Source organism: Tepidimonas sp. (genome assembly GCF_046292505.1).
Taxonomy (GTDB): Bacteria; Pseudomonadota; Gammaproteobacteria; order Burkholderiales; family Burkholderiaceae_C; genus Tepidimonas.
On sequence record NZ_JBKBQX010000032.1, the window covers coordinates 1 to 15,355 of the forward strand.

16 protein-coding genes and 1 tRNA gene are annotated in these 15,355 nt (G+C 70.0%); 10 read left to right on the plus strand and 7 right to left on the minus strand.

Features of this window, described 5'->3' with window-relative positions; all coding sequences use genetic code 11:
* Nucleotides 1-192: 192 nt before the first annotated feature.
* Together ACK4TH_RS10350 and ACK4TH_RS10355 are read right to left on the minus strand one after the other, a co-directional pair.
* Nucleotides 193-269, minus strand: a tRNA-Pro gene (locus tag ACK4TH_RS10350).
* Nucleotides 270-288: 19 nt separating this feature from the next.
* Nucleotides 289-1,314 (minus strand): polyprenyl synthetase family protein, encoded by a 1,026-nt coding sequence (locus tag ACK4TH_RS10355; protein ID WP_409626053.1) that lies wholly within the window; start codon nucleotides 1,312-1,314, stop codon nucleotides 289-291.
* A gap of 292 nt (nucleotides 1,315-1,606) precedes the next feature.
* On the opposite strand from ACK4TH_RS10355, the gene ahcY reads away from it, so the two are divergent.
* From ahcY to metF, 3 genes are read left to right on the plus strand one after another with little or no spacing between them, the layout of a single operon-like run.
* The gene (gene ahcY / locus ACK4TH_RS10360) at nucleotides 1,607-3,043 is read left to right on the plus strand and encodes an adenosylhomocysteinase (protein ID WP_409626055.1); all 1,437 of its coding nucleotides are present in this window, start codon (nucleotides 1,607-1,609) and stop codon (nucleotides 3,041-3,043) included.
* A 13-nt stretch (nucleotides 3,044-3,056) separates the two neighbouring features.
* Nucleotides 3,057-3,824: a TlyA family RNA methyltransferase gene (locus ACK4TH_RS10365; protein ID WP_409626058.1), complete on the plus strand. Its 768-nt coding sequence runs from the start codon at nucleotides 3,057-3,059 to the stop codon at nucleotides 3,822-3,824.
* Entirely contained in the window at nucleotides 3,809-4,645 is an 837-nt protein-coding gene (gene metF / locus ACK4TH_RS10370; RefSeq protein WP_409626061.1) for a methylenetetrahydrofolate reductase [NAD(P)H], read from the plus strand. Before ACK4TH_RS10365 ends, metF begins: the two co-directional genes overlap by 16 nt.
* 8 nt (nucleotides 4,646-4,653) lie before the next feature.
* On the opposite strand, the gene ACK4TH_RS10375 is transcribed toward metF, so the two are convergent.
* A complete protein-coding gene (locus ACK4TH_RS10375) occupies nucleotides 4,654-5,457 on the minus strand; it encodes a DUF3047 domain-containing protein (RefSeq protein ID WP_409626064.1) in 804 nt (267 codons plus the stop codon).
* A gap of 133 nt (nucleotides 5,458-5,590) precedes the next feature.
* On the opposite strand from ACK4TH_RS10375, the gene ACK4TH_RS10380 reads away from it, so the two are divergent.
* Complete coding sequence (locus tag ACK4TH_RS10380; RefSeq protein ID WP_409626067.1) at nucleotides 5,591-6,862, plus strand: O-acetylhomoserine aminocarboxypropyltransferase/cysteine synthase family protein; 1,272 nt, start codon at nucleotides 5,591-5,593, stop codon at nucleotides 6,860-6,862.
* A gap of 67 nt (nucleotides 6,863-6,929) precedes the next feature.
* Here the strand turns inward: ACK4TH_RS10380 and ACK4TH_RS10385 are convergent, their stop codons facing one another.
* The gene (locus ACK4TH_RS10385) at nucleotides 6,930-7,862 is read right to left on the minus strand and encodes a 23S rRNA (adenine(2030)-N(6))-methyltransferase RlmJ (protein ID WP_409626070.1); all 933 of its coding nucleotides are present in this window, start codon (nucleotides 7,860-7,862) and stop codon (nucleotides 6,930-6,932) included.
* A gap of 177 nt (nucleotides 7,863-8,039) precedes the next feature.
* Here ACK4TH_RS10385 and rplM point away from each other — a divergent pair, with 177 nt between their 5' ends.
* The 3 genes from rplM to erpA all read left to right on the plus strand — a co-directional run bounded on the left by rplM (nucleotide 8,040) and on the right by erpA (nucleotide 9,429).
* Complete coding sequence (rplM, locus tag ACK4TH_RS10390) at nucleotides 8,040-8,471, plus strand: 50S ribosomal protein L13 (protein WP_409626073.1); 432 nt, start codon at nucleotides 8,040-8,042, stop codon at nucleotides 8,469-8,471.
* A 9-nt stretch (nucleotides 8,472-8,480) separates the two neighbouring features.
* A complete protein-coding gene (gene rpsI / locus ACK4TH_RS10395; RefSeq protein WP_068606774.1) occupies nucleotides 8,481-8,873 on the plus strand; it encodes a 30S ribosomal protein S9 in 393 nt (130 codons plus the stop codon).
* Between the two features lie 178 nt (nucleotides 8,874-9,051).
* Entirely contained in the window at nucleotides 9,052-9,429 is a 378-nt protein-coding gene (gene erpA / locus ACK4TH_RS10400) for an iron-sulfur cluster insertion protein ErpA (RefSeq protein ID WP_068606776.1), read from the plus strand.
* A 21-nt stretch (nucleotides 9,430-9,450) separates the two neighbouring features.
* On the opposite strand, the gene ACK4TH_RS10405 is transcribed toward erpA, so the two are convergent.
* Nucleotides 9,451-10,593: an anhydro-N-acetylmuramic acid kinase gene (locus tag ACK4TH_RS10405; protein WP_409626077.1), complete on the minus strand. Its 1,143-nt coding sequence runs from the start codon at nucleotides 10,591-10,593 to the stop codon at nucleotides 9,451-9,453.
* A gap of 24 nt (nucleotides 10,594-10,617) precedes the next feature.
* Nucleotides 10,618-11,949: a peptidoglycan DD-metalloendopeptidase family protein gene (locus ACK4TH_RS10410; RefSeq protein ID WP_409626080.1), complete on the minus strand. Its 1,332-nt coding sequence runs from the start codon at nucleotides 11,947-11,949 to the stop codon at nucleotides 10,618-10,620.
* Between the two features lie 213 nt (nucleotides 11,950-12,162).
* Between ACK4TH_RS10410 and tyrS the strand changes: the two genes are divergently transcribed.
* The 3 genes from tyrS to dtd are packed head-to-tail and all read left to right on the plus strand — an operon-like array spanning nucleotide 12,163 to nucleotide 14,849.
* Nucleotides 12,163-13,431, plus strand: a complete 1,269-nt coding sequence (tyrS, locus tag ACK4TH_RS10415; protein WP_409626083.1) for a tyrosine--tRNA ligase — start codon at nucleotides 12,163-12,165, stop codon at nucleotides 13,429-13,431.
* A 25-nt stretch (nucleotides 13,432-13,456) separates the two neighbouring features.
* A complete protein-coding gene (locus ACK4TH_RS10420) occupies nucleotides 13,457-14,383 on the plus strand; it encodes a cation diffusion facilitator family transporter (RefSeq protein WP_143969302.1) in 927 nt (308 codons plus the stop codon).
* Between the two features lie 22 nt (nucleotides 14,384-14,405).
* Nucleotides 14,406-14,849: a D-aminoacyl-tRNA deacylase gene (gene dtd, locus ACK4TH_RS10425; RefSeq protein ID WP_409626087.1), complete on the plus strand. Its 444-nt coding sequence runs from the start codon at nucleotides 14,406-14,408 to the stop codon at nucleotides 14,847-14,849.
* 16 nt (nucleotides 14,850-14,865) lie between these two features.
* On the opposite strand, the gene ybeY is transcribed toward dtd, so the two are convergent.
* Entirely contained in the window at nucleotides 14,866-15,321 is a 456-nt protein-coding gene (gene ybeY / locus ACK4TH_RS10430; RefSeq protein WP_409626091.1) for an rRNA maturation RNase YbeY, read from the minus strand.
* Nucleotides 15,322-15,355: the final 34 nt, after the last annotated feature.

Consider the following 15,355-nt stretch of genomic DNA (forward strand, 5'->3'; position numbering starts at 1 on the left):
GTGTCTGCTGTCTCGTCGTCGCCGCTCACATGGTAACGGTAGCTCGGGCGGCTGCGGGGGAGTTTTTCAACGGCCTGTTAGCCATCTGCGTCGCAAGCGGCCTGTCTGCCACTAATCTGCCACTAACGCCTGCTGAAACGACAAAGCCCCGCAGTGCGGGGCTTTGTAAGTCCTTGATTTACAAGATAATTCTGGTCGGGGTGAGAGGATTCGAACCTCCGGCCTCTACGTCCCGAACGTAGCGCTCTACCAGGCTAAGCTACACCCCGAGGTTTGCCACTGACCGCGTCAGGAACGTCGCGACAACAGCTGAGCCGCTAATTGTAGCAGAGCTTCGCGGTACCGCTCGCGCTGTGCATCGTTGCCGGTGGTCAGGGCCTGCGCGGCGTCGATGGCGCGCTGGGCCTCGGCGGCGGCGTGGGCGCGCGCCTCGGCCAGGCCGCCGCTGGTGCGCACGATGGCGACGATTTCGTCCAGCCGATCGCCGCCGCCTTGTTCGATGGCGTCGCGGATCAGCGCCGCTTCGTGCGGCGCGCAGCGGCGCAGTGCACAGATCACCGGCAGCGTCACCTTGCCCTCGCGCAAATCATCGCCGAGGTTCTTGCCCAGCTCGGCGGCGTCGCCCTCGTAGTCAAGCACGTCGTCGACGATCTGGAACGCTGCGCCCAGCGCCTGGCCATAGGTGGCGCACAGGGCTTCGGTGCGCTCGTCCGCCCCCGCCAGCAGCGCGGCCAGCCGCGCGCTGGCCTCGAACAGCTTGGCCGTCTTGGCGCGGATGACGCGCAGGTACGCCGCCTCGTCCAGCGCGGCGTCGTGCATGTTCATCAGCTGCAGCACCTCGCCTTCGGCGATGACGTTGGTGGCGTCGGCCAGCACGCGCATGATGCGCATGTCGCCGCAGTCCACCATCATCTGGAACGCACGCGAGTAGAGGAAATCCCCGACCAGGACGCTCGCGGCATTGCCGAACACCTGGTTGGCGGTGTCGCGCCCGCGGCGCAAGGTGGACTCGTCCACCACGTCGTCGTGCAAGAGCGTGGCGGTGTGGATGAACTCCACCACCGCCGCCAGCGTGTGCCGGCGCGCGTCGGTACACCCCAGCGCGCCGCAGGCCAGCAGCAGCAGCGCCGGCCGCACGCGCTTGCCGCCCGAGCCGATGATGTAGTGCGCCACCTGGCCCACCAGCGGCACGTCGCTGCCCAGGCGGGCGCGAATCACGCCATCGACCGCCTGCATGTCGGCGGCCACCAGCTGCAGCGCCTGGGTGGCGGTGGGGGGGGGAGCGGTGGCAGAGGTGTCCAAGATGGTGGGCATCGGCTGGGGCGGTGTGACGGCAGGAAGGGCGAATCTGCCGGGTGTCCGCCGGATTGCCCCTGGATTATAGAAACCGATCGCGCTCAGGCCGCGGCCCTATAATGGTGGCCGTTTCGCGAGGAGCGTTGCAGCACCGCAGGCTAGTTCAAGCCCGGCGCGAGGCTCGACGGAACCGCCGCCAGCGCCCACCCCGGCGCACCGCGGCGATGTTGGCAACGACGCTCACCCACCGGCGTGTGGCGTGAGCTCGCGAGTCCCGCCGGTGGCCCCCTCAAAGCGTAGGAGTCACCGCATGAACGCACCGTTGAACCATCCCCTGCCGACCGACTGCGTCGTGGCCGACCTCGGCCTGGCCGAATGGGGCCGCAAGGAAATCCGCATCGCCGAGACCGAGATGCCCGGTCTGATGGCGATCCGCGAGGAATACGCGCCGAGCCAGCCGCTCAAGGGCGCGCGCATCGCCGGCAGCCTGCACATGACGATCCAGACCGCCGTGCTGATCGAGACGCTGCAGGCGCTGGGCGCGCAGGTGCGCTGGGCCTCGTGCAACATCTTCTCGACGCAGGACCACGCCGCCGCGGCCATCGCCGCCGCCGGCACGCCGGTGTTCGCCTTCAAGGGCGAGACGCTGGAGCAGTATTGGGACTACACCCACCGCATCTTCGAGTTCGGCCCGGCGGGCAGCCCTGACGAAGGCCCGAACATGATCCTGGACGACGGCGGTGATGCCACGCTGTTGTTGCACCTGGGCAAGCAGGCCGAGCGCGACCCCTCGGTGCTGGACCACCCCAACAGCGAGGAAGAGCGCGTGCTGTTCGCCGCGATCCGCGCGCGCCTGGCGCAGGATCCGACCTGGTACAGCCGCAAGGCCGCGCAGATCATCGGCGTGACCGAGGAGACCACCACCGGCGTCAACCGCTTGAAGCAGATGGCCGCGCGCGGCGAGCTGATGTTTCGCGCCATCAACGTCAACGACAGCGTCACCAAGAGCAAGTTCGACAACCTCTACGGCTGCCGCGAGTCGCTGGTGGATGGCATCAAGCGCGCCACCGACGTGATGATCGCCGGCAAGATCGCCGTCGTCTGCGGCTATGGCGACGTCGGCAAGGGCAGCGCGCAGGCGCTGCGGGCGCTGTCGGCCCAGGTGTGGGTGACCGAGATCGACCCGATCTGCGCGTTGCAGGCGGCGATGGAAGGCTACAAGGTCGTCACGATGGACTGGGCGTGCGACAAGGCCGACATCTTCGTCACCGCCACCGGCAACAAGCACGTCATCACCTACGAGCACATGGCCAAGATGAAGGACCAGGCCATCGTGTGCAACATCGGCCACTTCGACAACGAGATCGACGTGGCGGCGCTGGAGGCGCGCTGCCGCTGGGAGGAGATCAAGCCGCAGGTGGACCACGTGATCTTCGAGGACGGCAAGCGCATCATCCTGCTGGCCAAGGGGCGGCTGGTCAACCTGGGCTGCGCCACCGGGCACCCCAGCTACGTGATGAGCAGCTCGTTTGCCAACCAGACGATCGCACAGATCGAGCTGTTCACGCACCGCGACTTCTACGAGAAGGGCAAGGTCTACGTGCTGCCCAAGCACCTGGACGAGAAGGTGGCGCGGCTGCAGCTCAAGAAGCTGGGCGCGATGCTGACCGAGCTGACCGACGAGCAGGCCGCCTACATCGGCGTGCCGAAGGAGGGGCCGTACAAGCCCGACACCTACCGCTACTGACGGCGCGCGGGGCATGCGGGCCGACCAGGCGCTGGTGCAGGCGGGCCTCGTGGCGTCGCGCTCGGCGGCGCAGCGGCTGATCGCCGCCGGCGCGGTGCGCTGGCGGGTGGCCGAGGGCGCGCCGTGGCAGCCGCTGCGCAAGGCGGGCGAGCCGGTGCCTCCGCAGGCGCAGTGGCAGCTGGCCGACGACGCCGAGGTGCGCTACGTCTCGCGCGGCGGGCTCAAGCTGGCGGCGGCGCTGCAGCGCACCGGCGTGTCGGTGGTCGGGCGGCGCTGCCTGGATGTGGGCCAGAGCACGGGGGGCTTTACCGACTGCCTGCTGCAGGCGGGGGCCGCCCGGGTGGTCGGGGTGGACGTCGGCCACGGCCAGCTGCACCCGCGGCTGCGCTCGGACCCGCGCGTGGTGGCCATCGAGGGCTGCAACGCGCGCGAGCTCAGCGCCGAGCGGCTGGTCGAAGCGGGCGGCCCCGCCGCCGCGCCGCCGTTCGACCTGATCGTCGGCGACCTCTCGTTCATCTCGCAGACGCTGGTGTGGCCGGCGCTGGTGCCGCTGCTGGCGCCGGGCGGCTCGATGCTGATGCTGGTCAAGCCGCAGTTCGAGCTGCAGCCGGGCGACATCGGCAAGGGCGGCGTGGTGCGCGACGAAGAGGCCCTCGCGCGCGTGCGCCAGCGCATCGAACGCGCCGCGGCCGCGCAGGGCCTCGCGCTGCGCGACTACTTCGACAGTCCGATCGCCGGGGGCGACGGCAACCGGGAGTTTCTGGCATGGCTTTGCCGTTGAGTTTCGAATTCTTTCCGCCGAAGACGCCGGAGGGCGCGGCCAAGCTGCGCGCGGCACGCCAGCGGCTGTATGCGGCGCGGCCGCAGTTCTGCTCCGTCACCTACGGCGCCGGCGGCTCCACGCAGGAGGGGACGTTGGCCACCGTGGCGGAGATCCTGGCCGAGGGGCTGGATGCGGCGGCGCACTTCTCGTGCATCGGCGCCACGCGCGAGCGCGTGCGCGCGCAACTGGCCGAACTGCAGCGCATGGGCGTGAAGCGCCTGGTGGCGCTGCGCGGCGATCTGCCAAGCGGCTACGGCCTGGGGGGCGAATTCACCTACGCGCGCGATCTCGTGGCCTTCATCCGCGCCGAGTTCGGCGCCGCCTTCCACATCGAGGTCGCGGCCTATCCGGAGATGCACCCGCAGGCGCGCTCGCCGCAGGCCGACCTGCAGGCGTTCGCCGAGAAGGTGCGTGCCGGCGCGGACGGCGCCATCACGCAGTATTTCTTCAACACCGACGCCTACTTCCGCTTCGTCGACGACGCGTACGCGCTGGGCGTGGAAGTGCCGATCGTGCCCGGCATCATGCCGATCACCAACGCCACGCAGCTGATGCGCTTCTCGGATGCCTGCGGCGCCGAGATCCCGCGCTGGATCCGCCTGCGCCTGCAAGGCTACGGCGACGACGTGGCCTCCATCCGCGCCTTCGGGCTGGACGTGGTCACCGACCTGTGCGACCAGCTGCGCACCGCCGGCGTGCCGGGCCTGCACTTCTACACGATGAACCAGGCCGAGCCGACGCTGGCGATTTTGCAGCGGCTGGGCCTGTTGCCGGCCTGAAGTCGGATTCAGCCATCTCCCCCGCGCCGGATCAGCTCGAGCGGCCCGTACCAGGCCGCCGCGCGCGAGCGGGTGTTGTTGGCGTCGGTCATCAGGCCGACGGCCACCAGCGCCGTCGGCGTCTCGCCGAAGGCAAGCCGCATGTCGGCCAGCGGGTCGCGCGCCAGGTCGAGCCAGCGGCCCAGATCCTGCGCGCCGCTGGCGGCGACCAGCTTGCGGATGCGGCCGGTGCCGGGATGGCGCACGACGGTGCCGAGCGGCAGCCGCGCGTCCCAGACGTACATCAGCGTCGCATCCGGCAGCGGCTCGCCGGTGACCAGGCGCGCCAGTTCGGACAGACTGTGGTCGCGCGGCGTCCAGTGCTCGCGCCCACCCTCGAAGGCCAGGATCACGCGCGCCACCGCGTCGTCGGTGTCGCGGTCCGACAGGTCGAAGGCCGGGTTGAGCTCGTCCACCCACCACGACCAGCGCAGCGCGGCGATCTCCGCGGCCGGCACGCGCAGCCGCATCCGCATCGCGGAGGTGCCGGCGTCGCTTTCGGCGCGCAGCGCCGGGCGGCCTGCGTGCTGGCCGGCGCGGTAGTGCGTGATGCGCCGTTGCGGAAAGACGTGGTGCTCCCAGCGCGCGCCGGGCACGAGCTGGCTGGCCTGCGCCCAGGTGGAGTCGGCCAGCGCCGCCTCGCCGCCGTCCGCCTCGTCGCCGGGGCGGGGCAGCCCTGCGCAGCCGGCCAGCGCGGCGGCGCCGGCACCCAGCCACGCCAGCGCCCGGCGGCGGTTGGCGGCGTGCGGGGTCGCGGGCAGGTGGCTGGGCATAGGGCGACGTTATAGCGCACGGTCATGTCGTCATGACGCGAATGTCGTGGACGCCGCGGCGGTCGGTGCGCTATCGTTGTCGCCGTTGCGTTTTCTCAAACCCCTTTCCGTGACCCGCGAGGAGAGCTTGCCGATGCGATTCGAGACCCAGGCCGTGCACGCCGGCTACCGCCCCGACCCGACCACCAAGGCGGTGGTGCCGCCGATCTACCAGACCGTGGCGTATGCGTTCGACAGCGCGCAGCACGGCGCCGACCTGTTCGACCTGAAGGTGCCGGGCAACATCTACACCCGCATCATGAACCCGACGCAGGCGGTGCTGGAGGAGCGGCTGGCGGCGCTGGAAGGCGGCATCGGCGCGCTGGCGCTGGCCTCGGGGCAGGCGGCCATCACCTACGCCATCCAGACCATCGCCGAGGCCGGCGACAACATCGTCTCGGCCAGCACGCTCTACGGCGGCACGTACAACCTGTTCGCGCACACGCTGCCGCAGTTCGGCATCGAGGTGCGCTTCGCCGACAGCGACCGGCCCGAGACCTTCGAGCCGCTGATCGACGCGCGCACCAAGGCGATCTACTGCGAGTCGATGGGCAATCCGCGCGGCAACGTCACCGACATCGCGGCGCTGGCGGCCATCGCGCACCGCCACGGCGTGCCGCTGATCGTGGACAACACGGTGCCGAGCCCCTACCTGTGCCGCCCGTTCGAGCACGGCGCCGACATCGTCGTGCACTCGCTGACCAAGTACCTCGGCGGCCACGGCACCAGCGTCGGCGGGGCGATCGTCGACGCGGGCAAGTTCCCGTGGGCCGAGCACAAGGCGCGCTTTCGCCGCCTCAACGAGCCCGACGTCAGCTACCACGGCGTCGTCTACACCGAGGCGCTGGGGCCGGCGGCCTACATCGGACGGGCGCGCGTGGTGCCGCTGCGCAACATGGGCGCGGCGATCTCGCCGTTCAACGCCTTCCTGATCCTGCAGGGCATCGAGACGCTGCCGCTGCGCATGGACCGCATCTGCGACAACACGCTGGCGGTGGCGCAGTTCCTGCGCCAGCACCCCAAGGTGCGCTGGGTGCGCTACGCCGGGCTGCCCGACGACCCCTACCACGCGCTGGCGCAGCGCTACCTGGGCGGGCGCGCCTCGGGCCTGCTGACGTTCGGCATCGAAGGCGGGCGCGCCGCCGGCGAGCGCTTCCTGGATGCGCTGCAGCTCTTCACGCGGCTGGTCAACATCGGCGACGTGCGCTCGCTGGCCACGCACCCGGCCAGCACCACGCACCGGCAGCTCTCACCCGAGGAGCTGGCCAAGGCCGGCGTCACCGAGGACACGGTGCGCCTGTGCGTCGGCATCGAGCACATCGAGGACCTGAAGGCCGACTTGGCGCAGGCGCTGGCGGTCGCTTGAGCTGGCGACGTGTCCCGGCGCGGTGTGGGGGCGGGGATAGGCGCCCCGGGCCCGGAGGCGGCCCGGTTCAGCCGCGCGCCTCGCCCGCGTCCACCTTCCACGCCGCGGCCGGTCCCTGGCGCAGGGCGGCCAGCACCCACGGCAGCGCCGCGCGCAGCTGGTCGGTCAGGGTGTAGGGCGGGTTGATGACGAACACGCCGCTGGCGCGCAGGCTGCCGGCCGGGCGGCCGCGCGCGGCGGCGGCCTTGGCCGCCGGGTCGGCGGGCGTGCCGACGTTGAGCTCGGCCTGCAGCCAGGCGCGGCCGTGGTGCTGCGCCAGCGCGCGCAGCCGCTTGGGCAGCGCGTGCGCCTGCTCGCGCGCGATCACCGGGTACCAGACGACATAGCAGCCGACCGCAAAGCGCCGCAGGGCATCGGCCACGACGGCCGCCACCAAGCCGTAGTCGGATTTGAGCTCGTAGCTTGGGTCGATCAACACCAGCGCGCGCCGCGACGGCGGGGGCAGCAGCGCCTTCAGGCCGTCGAAGCCATTGTCGCGCCGCAGATCGATCGATGGACGCGGCTGGCGCGTGCGCCACTCGCGCACGGTGCGGTCGAGCAGCCGGCCGTCGGTGGGGTGCAGCTCGAACAATTTGAGCGCGTCCTGTGGTCGCAGTGCCGCCTGCAGCAGCGCCGGCGAGCCGGGGTAGTGCTGCAGCACCCCATCCGGATTGAGTGTGCGCAGGCAGTCGATGTAGTCCTGTACGGCTGCGGGCAAGGCGGCCCCTGCCGCAGTGGCCGTTGCTGCGGCCTGCCACAGCGCGCCCACGCCCTGGACCGCTTCACCGGAGGTGCGCGCCTGCTCCTGGTCCAGCCGGTACAGACCGGCACCCGCATGGGTGTCCACCAGCAGCAGCCCGCCGTCCTTGGTCTGCAGATGCCGCAGGGTGGCCAGCAGAGCGATGTGTTTGAGCACATCGGCATGGTTGCCGGCGTGAAAGGCGTGTCGGTAGCTGAACATGGCCCGATGGTAGCCGAGTGCCGCCCGGATGCACGCTATCGCCGAGATCCGGCTACAATCGCGTGTTTCGCAGCGAAAGCATGGGGCCCCGCGGCGAAATTCTCCCCCACCTAAGAGGCTGCCGGCAGAGCAGCACCGACCGTGGAAAAGGGCCCGCCCAAACCACAGGAAACTGACATGACCAAAACCTTCAGCGCCAAGCCCGCTGAGGTGGTGCATGAGTGGTTTGTGATTGACGCCACCGACAAGGTGCTCGGACGTGTCGCCAGCGAAGTGGCACTCCGGTTGCGCGGCAAGCACAAAGCCATCTACACCCCTCACGTCGATACGGGCGACTTCATCATCGTCGTCAACGCCGACAAGATCCGCGTCACCGGCAACAAAGCCCTCGACAAGATCTACTACCGCCACACCGGCTACCCGGGCGGCATCCGCTCGATCAACTTCCGCGACATGCAGGCCAAGCACCCCGGCCGCGCGCTCGAGAAGGCCGTCAAGGGCATGCTGCCCAAGGGGCCGCTGGGCTACGCCATGATCAAAAAGCTCAAGGTCTACGCCGGCCCCGAGCATCCGCACGGCGCCCAGCAACCCAAGGCGTTGGAAATCTAAGGAGCGGCCATGATTGGTGAATGGAACAATGGCACGGGCCGTCGCAAGTCCAGCGTCGCGCGCGTGTTCCTCAAAAAAGGCTCCGGCAAGATCACGATCAACGGTCGCGACATCCAGGCCTACTTTGGCCGCGAGACGTCGATCATGATCGCCAAGCAGCCCCTGGTGCTGACCAACCACCTCGAGACGTTCGACATCCAGGTCAACGTCCACGGCGGCGGCGAATCCGGCCAGGCCGGCGCGGTGCGCCACGGCATCACCCGCGCGCTGATCGATTACGACGCGAGCCTCAAGCCCGCGCTGAGCGCCGCTGGCTTCGTCACCCGCGACGCCCGCGAAGTCGAGCGTAAGAAAGTCGGTCTGCGCAAGGCCCGTCGCGCCAAGCAGTTCAGCAAGCGCTGATCCGCAGCCCGTACCGGCCCAACCGCCTGCCACGCCTCGTGGGGGCGGTTTTTTTTGTGTCAGTAGGGCCGGTTGCCCGGGCATCCCTGGCCGCGGCAGGGGTATTGCCTTCCCGCTGTTTGGGAAAAACCCGAGTGTTTTGCTATCCTTTGAACCCGTCACAGTCAGGAACCGAGTCATGTCCGCCCTTGCCGAAACCGTCGCTACCCCCGAGACCGAGATGCCGGCGCCGCTCGTCTTCACCGACGCCGCTGCCGCCAAGGTGGCCGAGCTGATCGCCGAAGAGGGCAACCCCGACCTCAAGCTGCGCGTCTTCGTGCAGGGTGGGGGGTGCTCGGGCTTCCAGTACGGTTTCACCTTCGATGAGGTGATCAACGACGACGACACACAGATGACCAAGAACGGGGTCACGCTGCTGATCGACGCCATGAGCTATCAGTACTTGGTCGGCGCCGAGATCGATTACAAGGAAGATCTGCAGGGGGCGCAGTTCGTCATCCGCAATCCCAACGCCACCACGACTTGCGGCTGCGGCTCCAGCTTCAGCGTCGGCTGACCTGTCCGCGGGGCGTGGCGCTCAAGCGGGGTAAATCGCCCCCAGAATGCGCGGCCCGCGCGCGCCCGTGACGTCGGTGGCGTTGCCCGGCTGACCCAACAGGGTTTGGTGCGCCAGCCACGCGAACGCCGCCGCTTCCACCCACTGCACGGGCCAGCCCAGCTCGGCGGTCGTGCCCACGGTCGTGGCGGGCAGGCGTCGCGCCAGTCCGTCCATCAGTGCATGGTTGTGCGCGCCCCCGCCGCACACCCACAGCCGCTGCGGGCCCGTCCCCGCTGGAGTCGCCCAGTCCACGCTTTCCACGGCGCGTGCGATGCTGTCCACGGTCAGGGCCGCCAGCGTGGCCTGCACATCCACCGGGCGTAAGCCGGGGTGTCGCGCCAATCGCGCGTCCAACCACGCCAGATTGAAGTGATCCCGCCCCGTGCTGCGTGCGCCGGTGCGGCCAAAGTAGGGGTCGGCCATCAGGTCGGTCAGCAGCGCGGGAACGACTTGGCCCTGTCGGCCCCAAGCACCGTCTGCGTCGTAGCGCGCCCCGGTGTGGCGGGCGCACCAGCCGTCCAGCAGCACATTGCCCGGCCCGGTATCGAAGCCGCGCAGGGAGCCGTCCGCGCACAGGGCCGTCAGGTTGGCGATGCCACCGATGTTGACCACACCCACGGCCCTGCCCGGCTGGCCGAAGGCCGCGCGGTGGAATGCCGGCACCAGCGGCGCCCCCTGGCCACCCGCGGCGATGTCGCGGCTGCGAAAATCCGCCACGACCGCGATGCCGGTGGCTTCGGCCAGCCGGGCCGGCGCCAGGAGTTGCAGGGTGTAGGGCGCCTCGTGGGGCGCCAGGCGGGGATGCCCCGGCGGCATGTGGCGCACGGTTTGGCCGTGCGCGCCGATGGCCGCCACCTGACTGGGAGAGCAACCGCTGCGCTCGAGCAGTTGACCCACGACCGCGGCGTAGACGTCGGCCAGGGCCGCGCTGGCTTGGGCTGCGCGGTGCAGCTCGTCGGGGCCGGTTTGCTGCAGGTCCAGCAGGCGTTCGCGCAGGCGGTCGGGCAGCGGCTCGCTGGCATCGGCCAACACCCGCCCGGCCTCGGTACCGTGGTCAAACTCGACCAAAACGCCATCGACGCCGTCGAGCGACGTGCCGGACATCAGGCCGATGCAGCGCACGAAGGTAGGTCGCCGGCGCGGGCGTTACTCGGCGCTGGCCTGCACCAGGGTCGCGGCGGCGGCCAGTTGCTCGCGCATCGCGACGGCCACCCGCTCGAACGCGGGCCGCCAGCGCGCATCGATCGGCTCGCCGCCGGCGTTGTCGCGCGCCAGAATCAACGGATCGCGGTGCGCGCCGCCGACGATGTATTCGAAGTGCAGGTGCGGCCCCGTGGCGGTGCCGGTGGCGCCAACGGCCCCGAGCGTCTGCCCCTGCTCGATGCGCTGTCCCTTGCGAACATCCACACGGCTGAGGTGGGCGTAGAGCGTCTTGCGGTCTTGCTTGTGCTGCAGGATGACCACGTTGCCGTAGCCGCGCTGCCAGCCGGCAAACTCCACCACCGCATCGGCCACGCTGCGCACCGGGGTGCCCGTGGGGGCGGCATAGTCCACGCCCAAATGGGCGCGCCGGTCGCCGTGTACCGGGTGGAAGCGCATGCCGTAGCCGCTGCTCACCCGAGAGAAGGCCAGAGGCGACGCCAAAAAGGCCCGCTGCAGGCTTTCGCCTTTGAAGTTGTAATAGGCCCCCTTGTTGCCGGGCGCCTGGAACCACACGAGCTGATGGCGCCGGCCGGCGTTGACGAACTCGGCCCCCAGCAAGCGGCCGTAGCGCAGGACTTCACCGTCGGCCTCGAGCGCCTCGTACACCACCTGGAAGGCATCGCCGGCGCGCAGGTCGCGCCGGCAGTCGATTTCGCCCGAGAACAGGTCGGCGAGCTGGGATGCGATGCCGTCGGGCAGGCGCGCCGCGTCCGTGGCGGCGAAGAGCGATGTGCGGATGGTCCCGCTGGCCAGGCGGACCGTCGGCGTCAGCGTCGGGCTTTCCAGGCGGGAACGCCAAGTGTTGCCGTCGCGCTGCACGGTCAGCCGCTGGAAGGTCGGACTGTCGTCGCGCGGCAGCCAGCGCACCGTCAGCCGTTGCAGGCGTCCGTCGTCGTCGACTTCGGCGCTCACCAGCTTGCCGGGCCGACCGCGCCAGACGTCGGCCGCCTGCCGGTCGCGGCGCAGAAAGTCGGCTGCTGCGCGGTCATCGACGCCCAGGCGCTGCAGCAGCGTGGCCAGGGTGTCGTCGCGGCGGGTGAAGTCCGTGCGATAGAGGATGAACGGAGCGACCGGCGTGCCGGCCGCGGGGGCGGCGAAAGCGACCTCCGCCGCTTCGGTGAGCTGGCGCCGCGGCAGGTCGTCGATGGCGGCGTCGAGCGGGCCGGTGCCGAAAGCCGTGACCCCCGTGCCCAGCAGCAGCACGCCCAGCGCCGCCATGACCCGACGGGGATGGCGCTGCAGCCAGCGCTGCCAATTGTGTAGCCGTTCAATCATGCCGTATCCGGTGAGCGGGCGGGCTGTACGCGACAGCGCCACCCGTGCCGCAGTACCTGCCGTTCAGGCCCGCGGGGCGTGCATGGAAGAGGGACGTCCGCCGACTACAATCGAAGCGATCGGCATTGCATTGCGCAATGCTGCGCCCATCCCGGCGGTCGAGTGGGTTGGAGTATACCCGTCACGCGGTCGCCGTCACCTGTGCAAACCCTCATGAACATTTCCACAGTACCCGCCGCGGAGGCGACCGAGGAGGCGCTGCAGGGCGCCTCCGACGCCGTGCGCGCCGCGCTGGCCGTCACCCGGCGCGGCTGCGACGAGCTGCTGCCGGTGGCCGACTGGGTGCGCAAGCTGCGCCGCAGCGAGGCCACGGGCCAGCCGCTGCGCATCAAGCTCGGGCTGGACCCCACCGCGCCGGACATCCACTTGGGCCACACCGTGGTGCTCAACAAGATGCGCCAGTTGCAGGACCTGGGGCACACGGTGATCTTTTTGATCGGTGACTTCACCAGCCTGATCGGCGACCCGTCCGGGCGCAACACCACACGCCCACCGCTGACGCCGGAGCAGATCAAGGCCAACGCCGAGACCTACTACAAGCAAGCCAGCCTGGTGCTGGACCCGGCGCGCACCGAGATCCGCTACAACAGCGAATGGAGTGACGCGCTGGGCGCGCGCGGCATGATCCAGTTGGCGGCCAAATACACCGTGGCGCGCATGATGGAGCGCAACGACTTTCACCAGCGCTTCACGGCGGGCACGCCCATCAGCGTGCACGAGTTTCTCTACCCCTTGATGCAGGGTTATGACTCGGTGGCGCTGCAGAGCGACCTGGAGCTGGGCGGCACCGACCAGAAGTTCAACCTGCTCATGGGCCGCCACCTTCAGGTCGAGTACGGGCAGGAGCCGCAGTGCATCCTGACGATGCCGCTGCTGGAGGGGCTGGACGGCGTCGAGAAAATGTCCAAGTCCAAGGGCAACTACATCGGCATCACCGAGGACGCCAACACCATGTTTGCCAAGGTGCTGTCGATCAGCGACGAGCTGATGTGGCGCTGGTACACGCTGCTGTCGTTCAAATCCGAGGCCGAGATCGACACGCTGCGGCGCGAAGTGGCGCAGGGGCGCAACCCCAAAGAGGTGAAAGTGATGCTGGCCAAGGAAATCACGGCCCGCTTTCACAGCCCGGCGGCGGCCGAGGCGGCCGAGCAGGACTTCATCCACCGCAGCAGAGGGGGTGTGCCGGACGAGATTCCGGAAGTCGGTCTGGCGCTGGGCGCAGGCGGCGCCCCCCTGGGCATTGCCGTGGTGCTCAAGCAGGCCGGGCTCGCGCCGTCCAGCAGCGAGGCCAACCGCCTGATCGACGGGGGCGGCGTGCGGGTGGATGGCAGCGTGGTCAGCGACAAAGGCCTCAAGCTCGGGGCCGGCACCTATGTGGTGCAGGTGGGCAAGCGCAAGTTTGCCCGCGTCACCCTGGGTTGACGCCCCGGCGGTCGCCCTCACGGCCATGAACGCGGTTTGGCATCGTCTGACGCCGCAGCGGCTGCTCGCGGCTTCGGTGGGGGTGGCGCTGGCGACCATTCTGCTCAAGACGCTGGCATGGTGGATCACCGATTCGGTCGGGCTGTTGTCCGATGCGATGGAGTCGGTGGTCAATCTGGCCAGCGCCATGTTCGGTTTGTGGATGGTGACGGTGGCGGCGCGCCCGGCCGACGACGAGCACCCTTACGGCCACCACAAGGCGGAGTACTTTTCCTCGGGGTTCGAGGGCATCCTGATCATCGTCGCCGCGCTGGGCATCATTTGGGCGTCGCTGGGGCGGTTATGGGATCCGCAGCCGCTGCAGCGCCTGGACTGGGGCCTGGGGCTCTCGGTGTTGAGCTCGGCGCTCAACGGCGGGCTGGCGTGGGTGATGTTGCGCGCCTCGCGCGTGCACCGCTCGCTGGCGCTGGAGGCCGATGCCCGGCACCTGTTCACCGATGTCTGGACCTCGGCCGGCGTGGTGGTGGGCCTGGCGCTGGCCTGGGCGACGGGCTGGCTCTGGCTGGATGCGGTGGTGGCCATCGGCGTGGCCCTGAACATCGGCCGCGAGGGGGCGCATCTGCTGTGGCGCTCCAGCCAGGGGCTGATGGACGAGGCGGTCGAGCCGGATGTCCGCACCGCCATCGACGACGTGCTGGCCAGCTTTGCGCACCAGCGCAACGGCAGCGACATCATCCGCTTCGACCATGTGCACACGCGCAAGGCGGGCCAGCGCCGCTATGTGGACCTGCACATGCACATGCCCGCCAGTTGGACGCTGGGGCGGGCGGCCGCGTTGCGCGCCAGTGTGGAGCAGGCCCTGATGAGCGCCGTGCCGGGCTTGCGGGCCACGATCCAGCTCCTGCCCAGCGACGTCGAGGCGCACTTCGACGATCCGCGCGACCTCAAATGAGTCACGTGAGCGGCGACCGGCGATGAAGGCCTTGCTGCAACGGGTGCGCCAGGCGCACGTGGAGGTGGGTGGCGAGACGGTGGGGGCCATCGGCCCCGGTCTGCTGGTGTTGCTGTGCGCCGAGCCGGGCGACACCCCCGCCGTGGCCGAACGGCTGCTCGCCAAGATTCTGAAGCTGCGCATCTTTGCCGACGCCGCGGGCAAGATGAACCGCAGCCTGCAGGACGTGGGGGGCGGGCTGTTGGTGGTCAGCCAGTTCACCCTGGCGGCCGACACGCGCGGCGGCAACCGGCCCAGCTTTGCCGGCGCCGCGCCCCCCGCCGAGGGCGAGCGGCTCTACGAACACTTCGTCGCCGCGGCGCGCACCGGCCACCCACAGGTGGCGACGGGCCGCTTTGGGGCCGACATGCAGGTGCATCTGATCAACGACGGGCCCGTCACCATCCCCCTCGAGCTGCGGGTGTGACGCCCGCGAGCGGCCTTCAGCGCACCACGTACGGGTTGGCAAAGCCCAGCCGCGCGAGGATCGCGATCTCGCGCGCTTCCATCGCCTCGGCCTCGGCCTCGCTGCGCTCGTGGTCCCAGCCCTGCGCGTGCAGCGCGCCGTGCACCAGCAGATGCGCGTAGTGCGCCTGCAGCGTCTTGCCCTGCTCGGCGGCCTCGCGCGCCACCACCGGGGCGCACAGCACCAGGTCGGCCAGCACCACCGGCTCGGCCTGGTAGTCGAAGGTCAGCACGTTGGTGGCGTAGTCCTTCTGCCGCCAGGTGCGGTTGAGGCTGCGCCCCTCCTCGGCATCGACGATGCGCACGGTGAGTTCGGCGGGGCGCGCGAGCGCATGGCGCAGCCAGCGTGCCACCGCATGGCGCGGCAGCGCGGCGCGGTGTGCCTCCACGCCGTCGAAGCGGGCGAACTGCAGCGACAGGGCCAGCGCGGGCAGCGTCTCGCGAAAGCGCAGCACCACCAGGGCCAGG

Coding starts and splice junctions, on each gene's coding strand:
- ACK4TH_RS10355 (WP_409626053.1), bottom strand. CDS start 1,314: ATGCCCACCATCTTGGACACCTCTGCCACCGCTCCCCCCCCCACCGCC.
- ahcY (WP_409626055.1), top strand. CDS start 1,607: ATGAACGCACCGTTGAACCATCCCCTGCCGACCGACTGCGTCGTGGCC.
- ACK4TH_RS10365 (WP_409626058.1), top strand. CDS start 3,057: ATGCGGGCCGACCAGGCGCTGGTGCAGGCGGGCCTCGTGGCGTCGCGC.
- metF (WP_409626061.1), top strand. CDS start 3,809: ATGGCTTTGCCGTTGAGTTTCGAATTCTTTCCGCCGAAGACGCCGGAG.
- ACK4TH_RS10375 (WP_409626064.1), bottom strand. CDS start 5,457: ATGCCCAGCCACCTGCCCGCGACCCCGCACGCCGCCAACCGCCGCCGG.
- ACK4TH_RS10380 (WP_409626067.1), top strand. CDS start 5,591: ATGCGATTCGAGACCCAGGCCGTGCACGCCGGCTACCGCCCCGACCCG.
- ACK4TH_RS10385 (WP_409626070.1), bottom strand. CDS start 7,862: ATGTTCAGCTACCGACACGCCTTTCACGCCGGCAACCATGCCGATGTG.
- rplM (WP_409626073.1), top strand. CDS start 8,040: ATGACCAAAACCTTCAGCGCCAAGCCCGCTGAGGTGGTGCATGAGTGG.
- rpsI (WP_068606774.1), top strand. CDS start 8,481: ATGATTGGTGAATGGAACAATGGCACGGGCCGTCGCAAGTCCAGCGTC.
- erpA (WP_068606776.1), top strand. CDS start 9,052: ATGTCCGCCCTTGCCGAAACCGTCGCTACCCCCGAGACCGAGATGCCG.
- ACK4TH_RS10410 (WP_409626080.1), bottom strand. CDS start 11,949: ATGATTGAACGGCTACACAATTGGCAGCGCTGGCTGCAGCGCCATCCC.
- tyrS (WP_409626083.1), top strand. CDS start 12,163: ATGAACATTTCCACAGTACCCGCCGCGGAGGCGACCGAGGAGGCGCTG.
- ACK4TH_RS10420 (WP_143969302.1), top strand. CDS start 13,457: ATGAACGCGGTTTGGCATCGTCTGACGCCGCAGCGGCTGCTCGCGGCT.
- dtd (WP_409626087.1), top strand. CDS start 14,406: ATGAAGGCCTTGCTGCAACGGGTGCGCCAGGCGCACGTGGAGGTGGGT.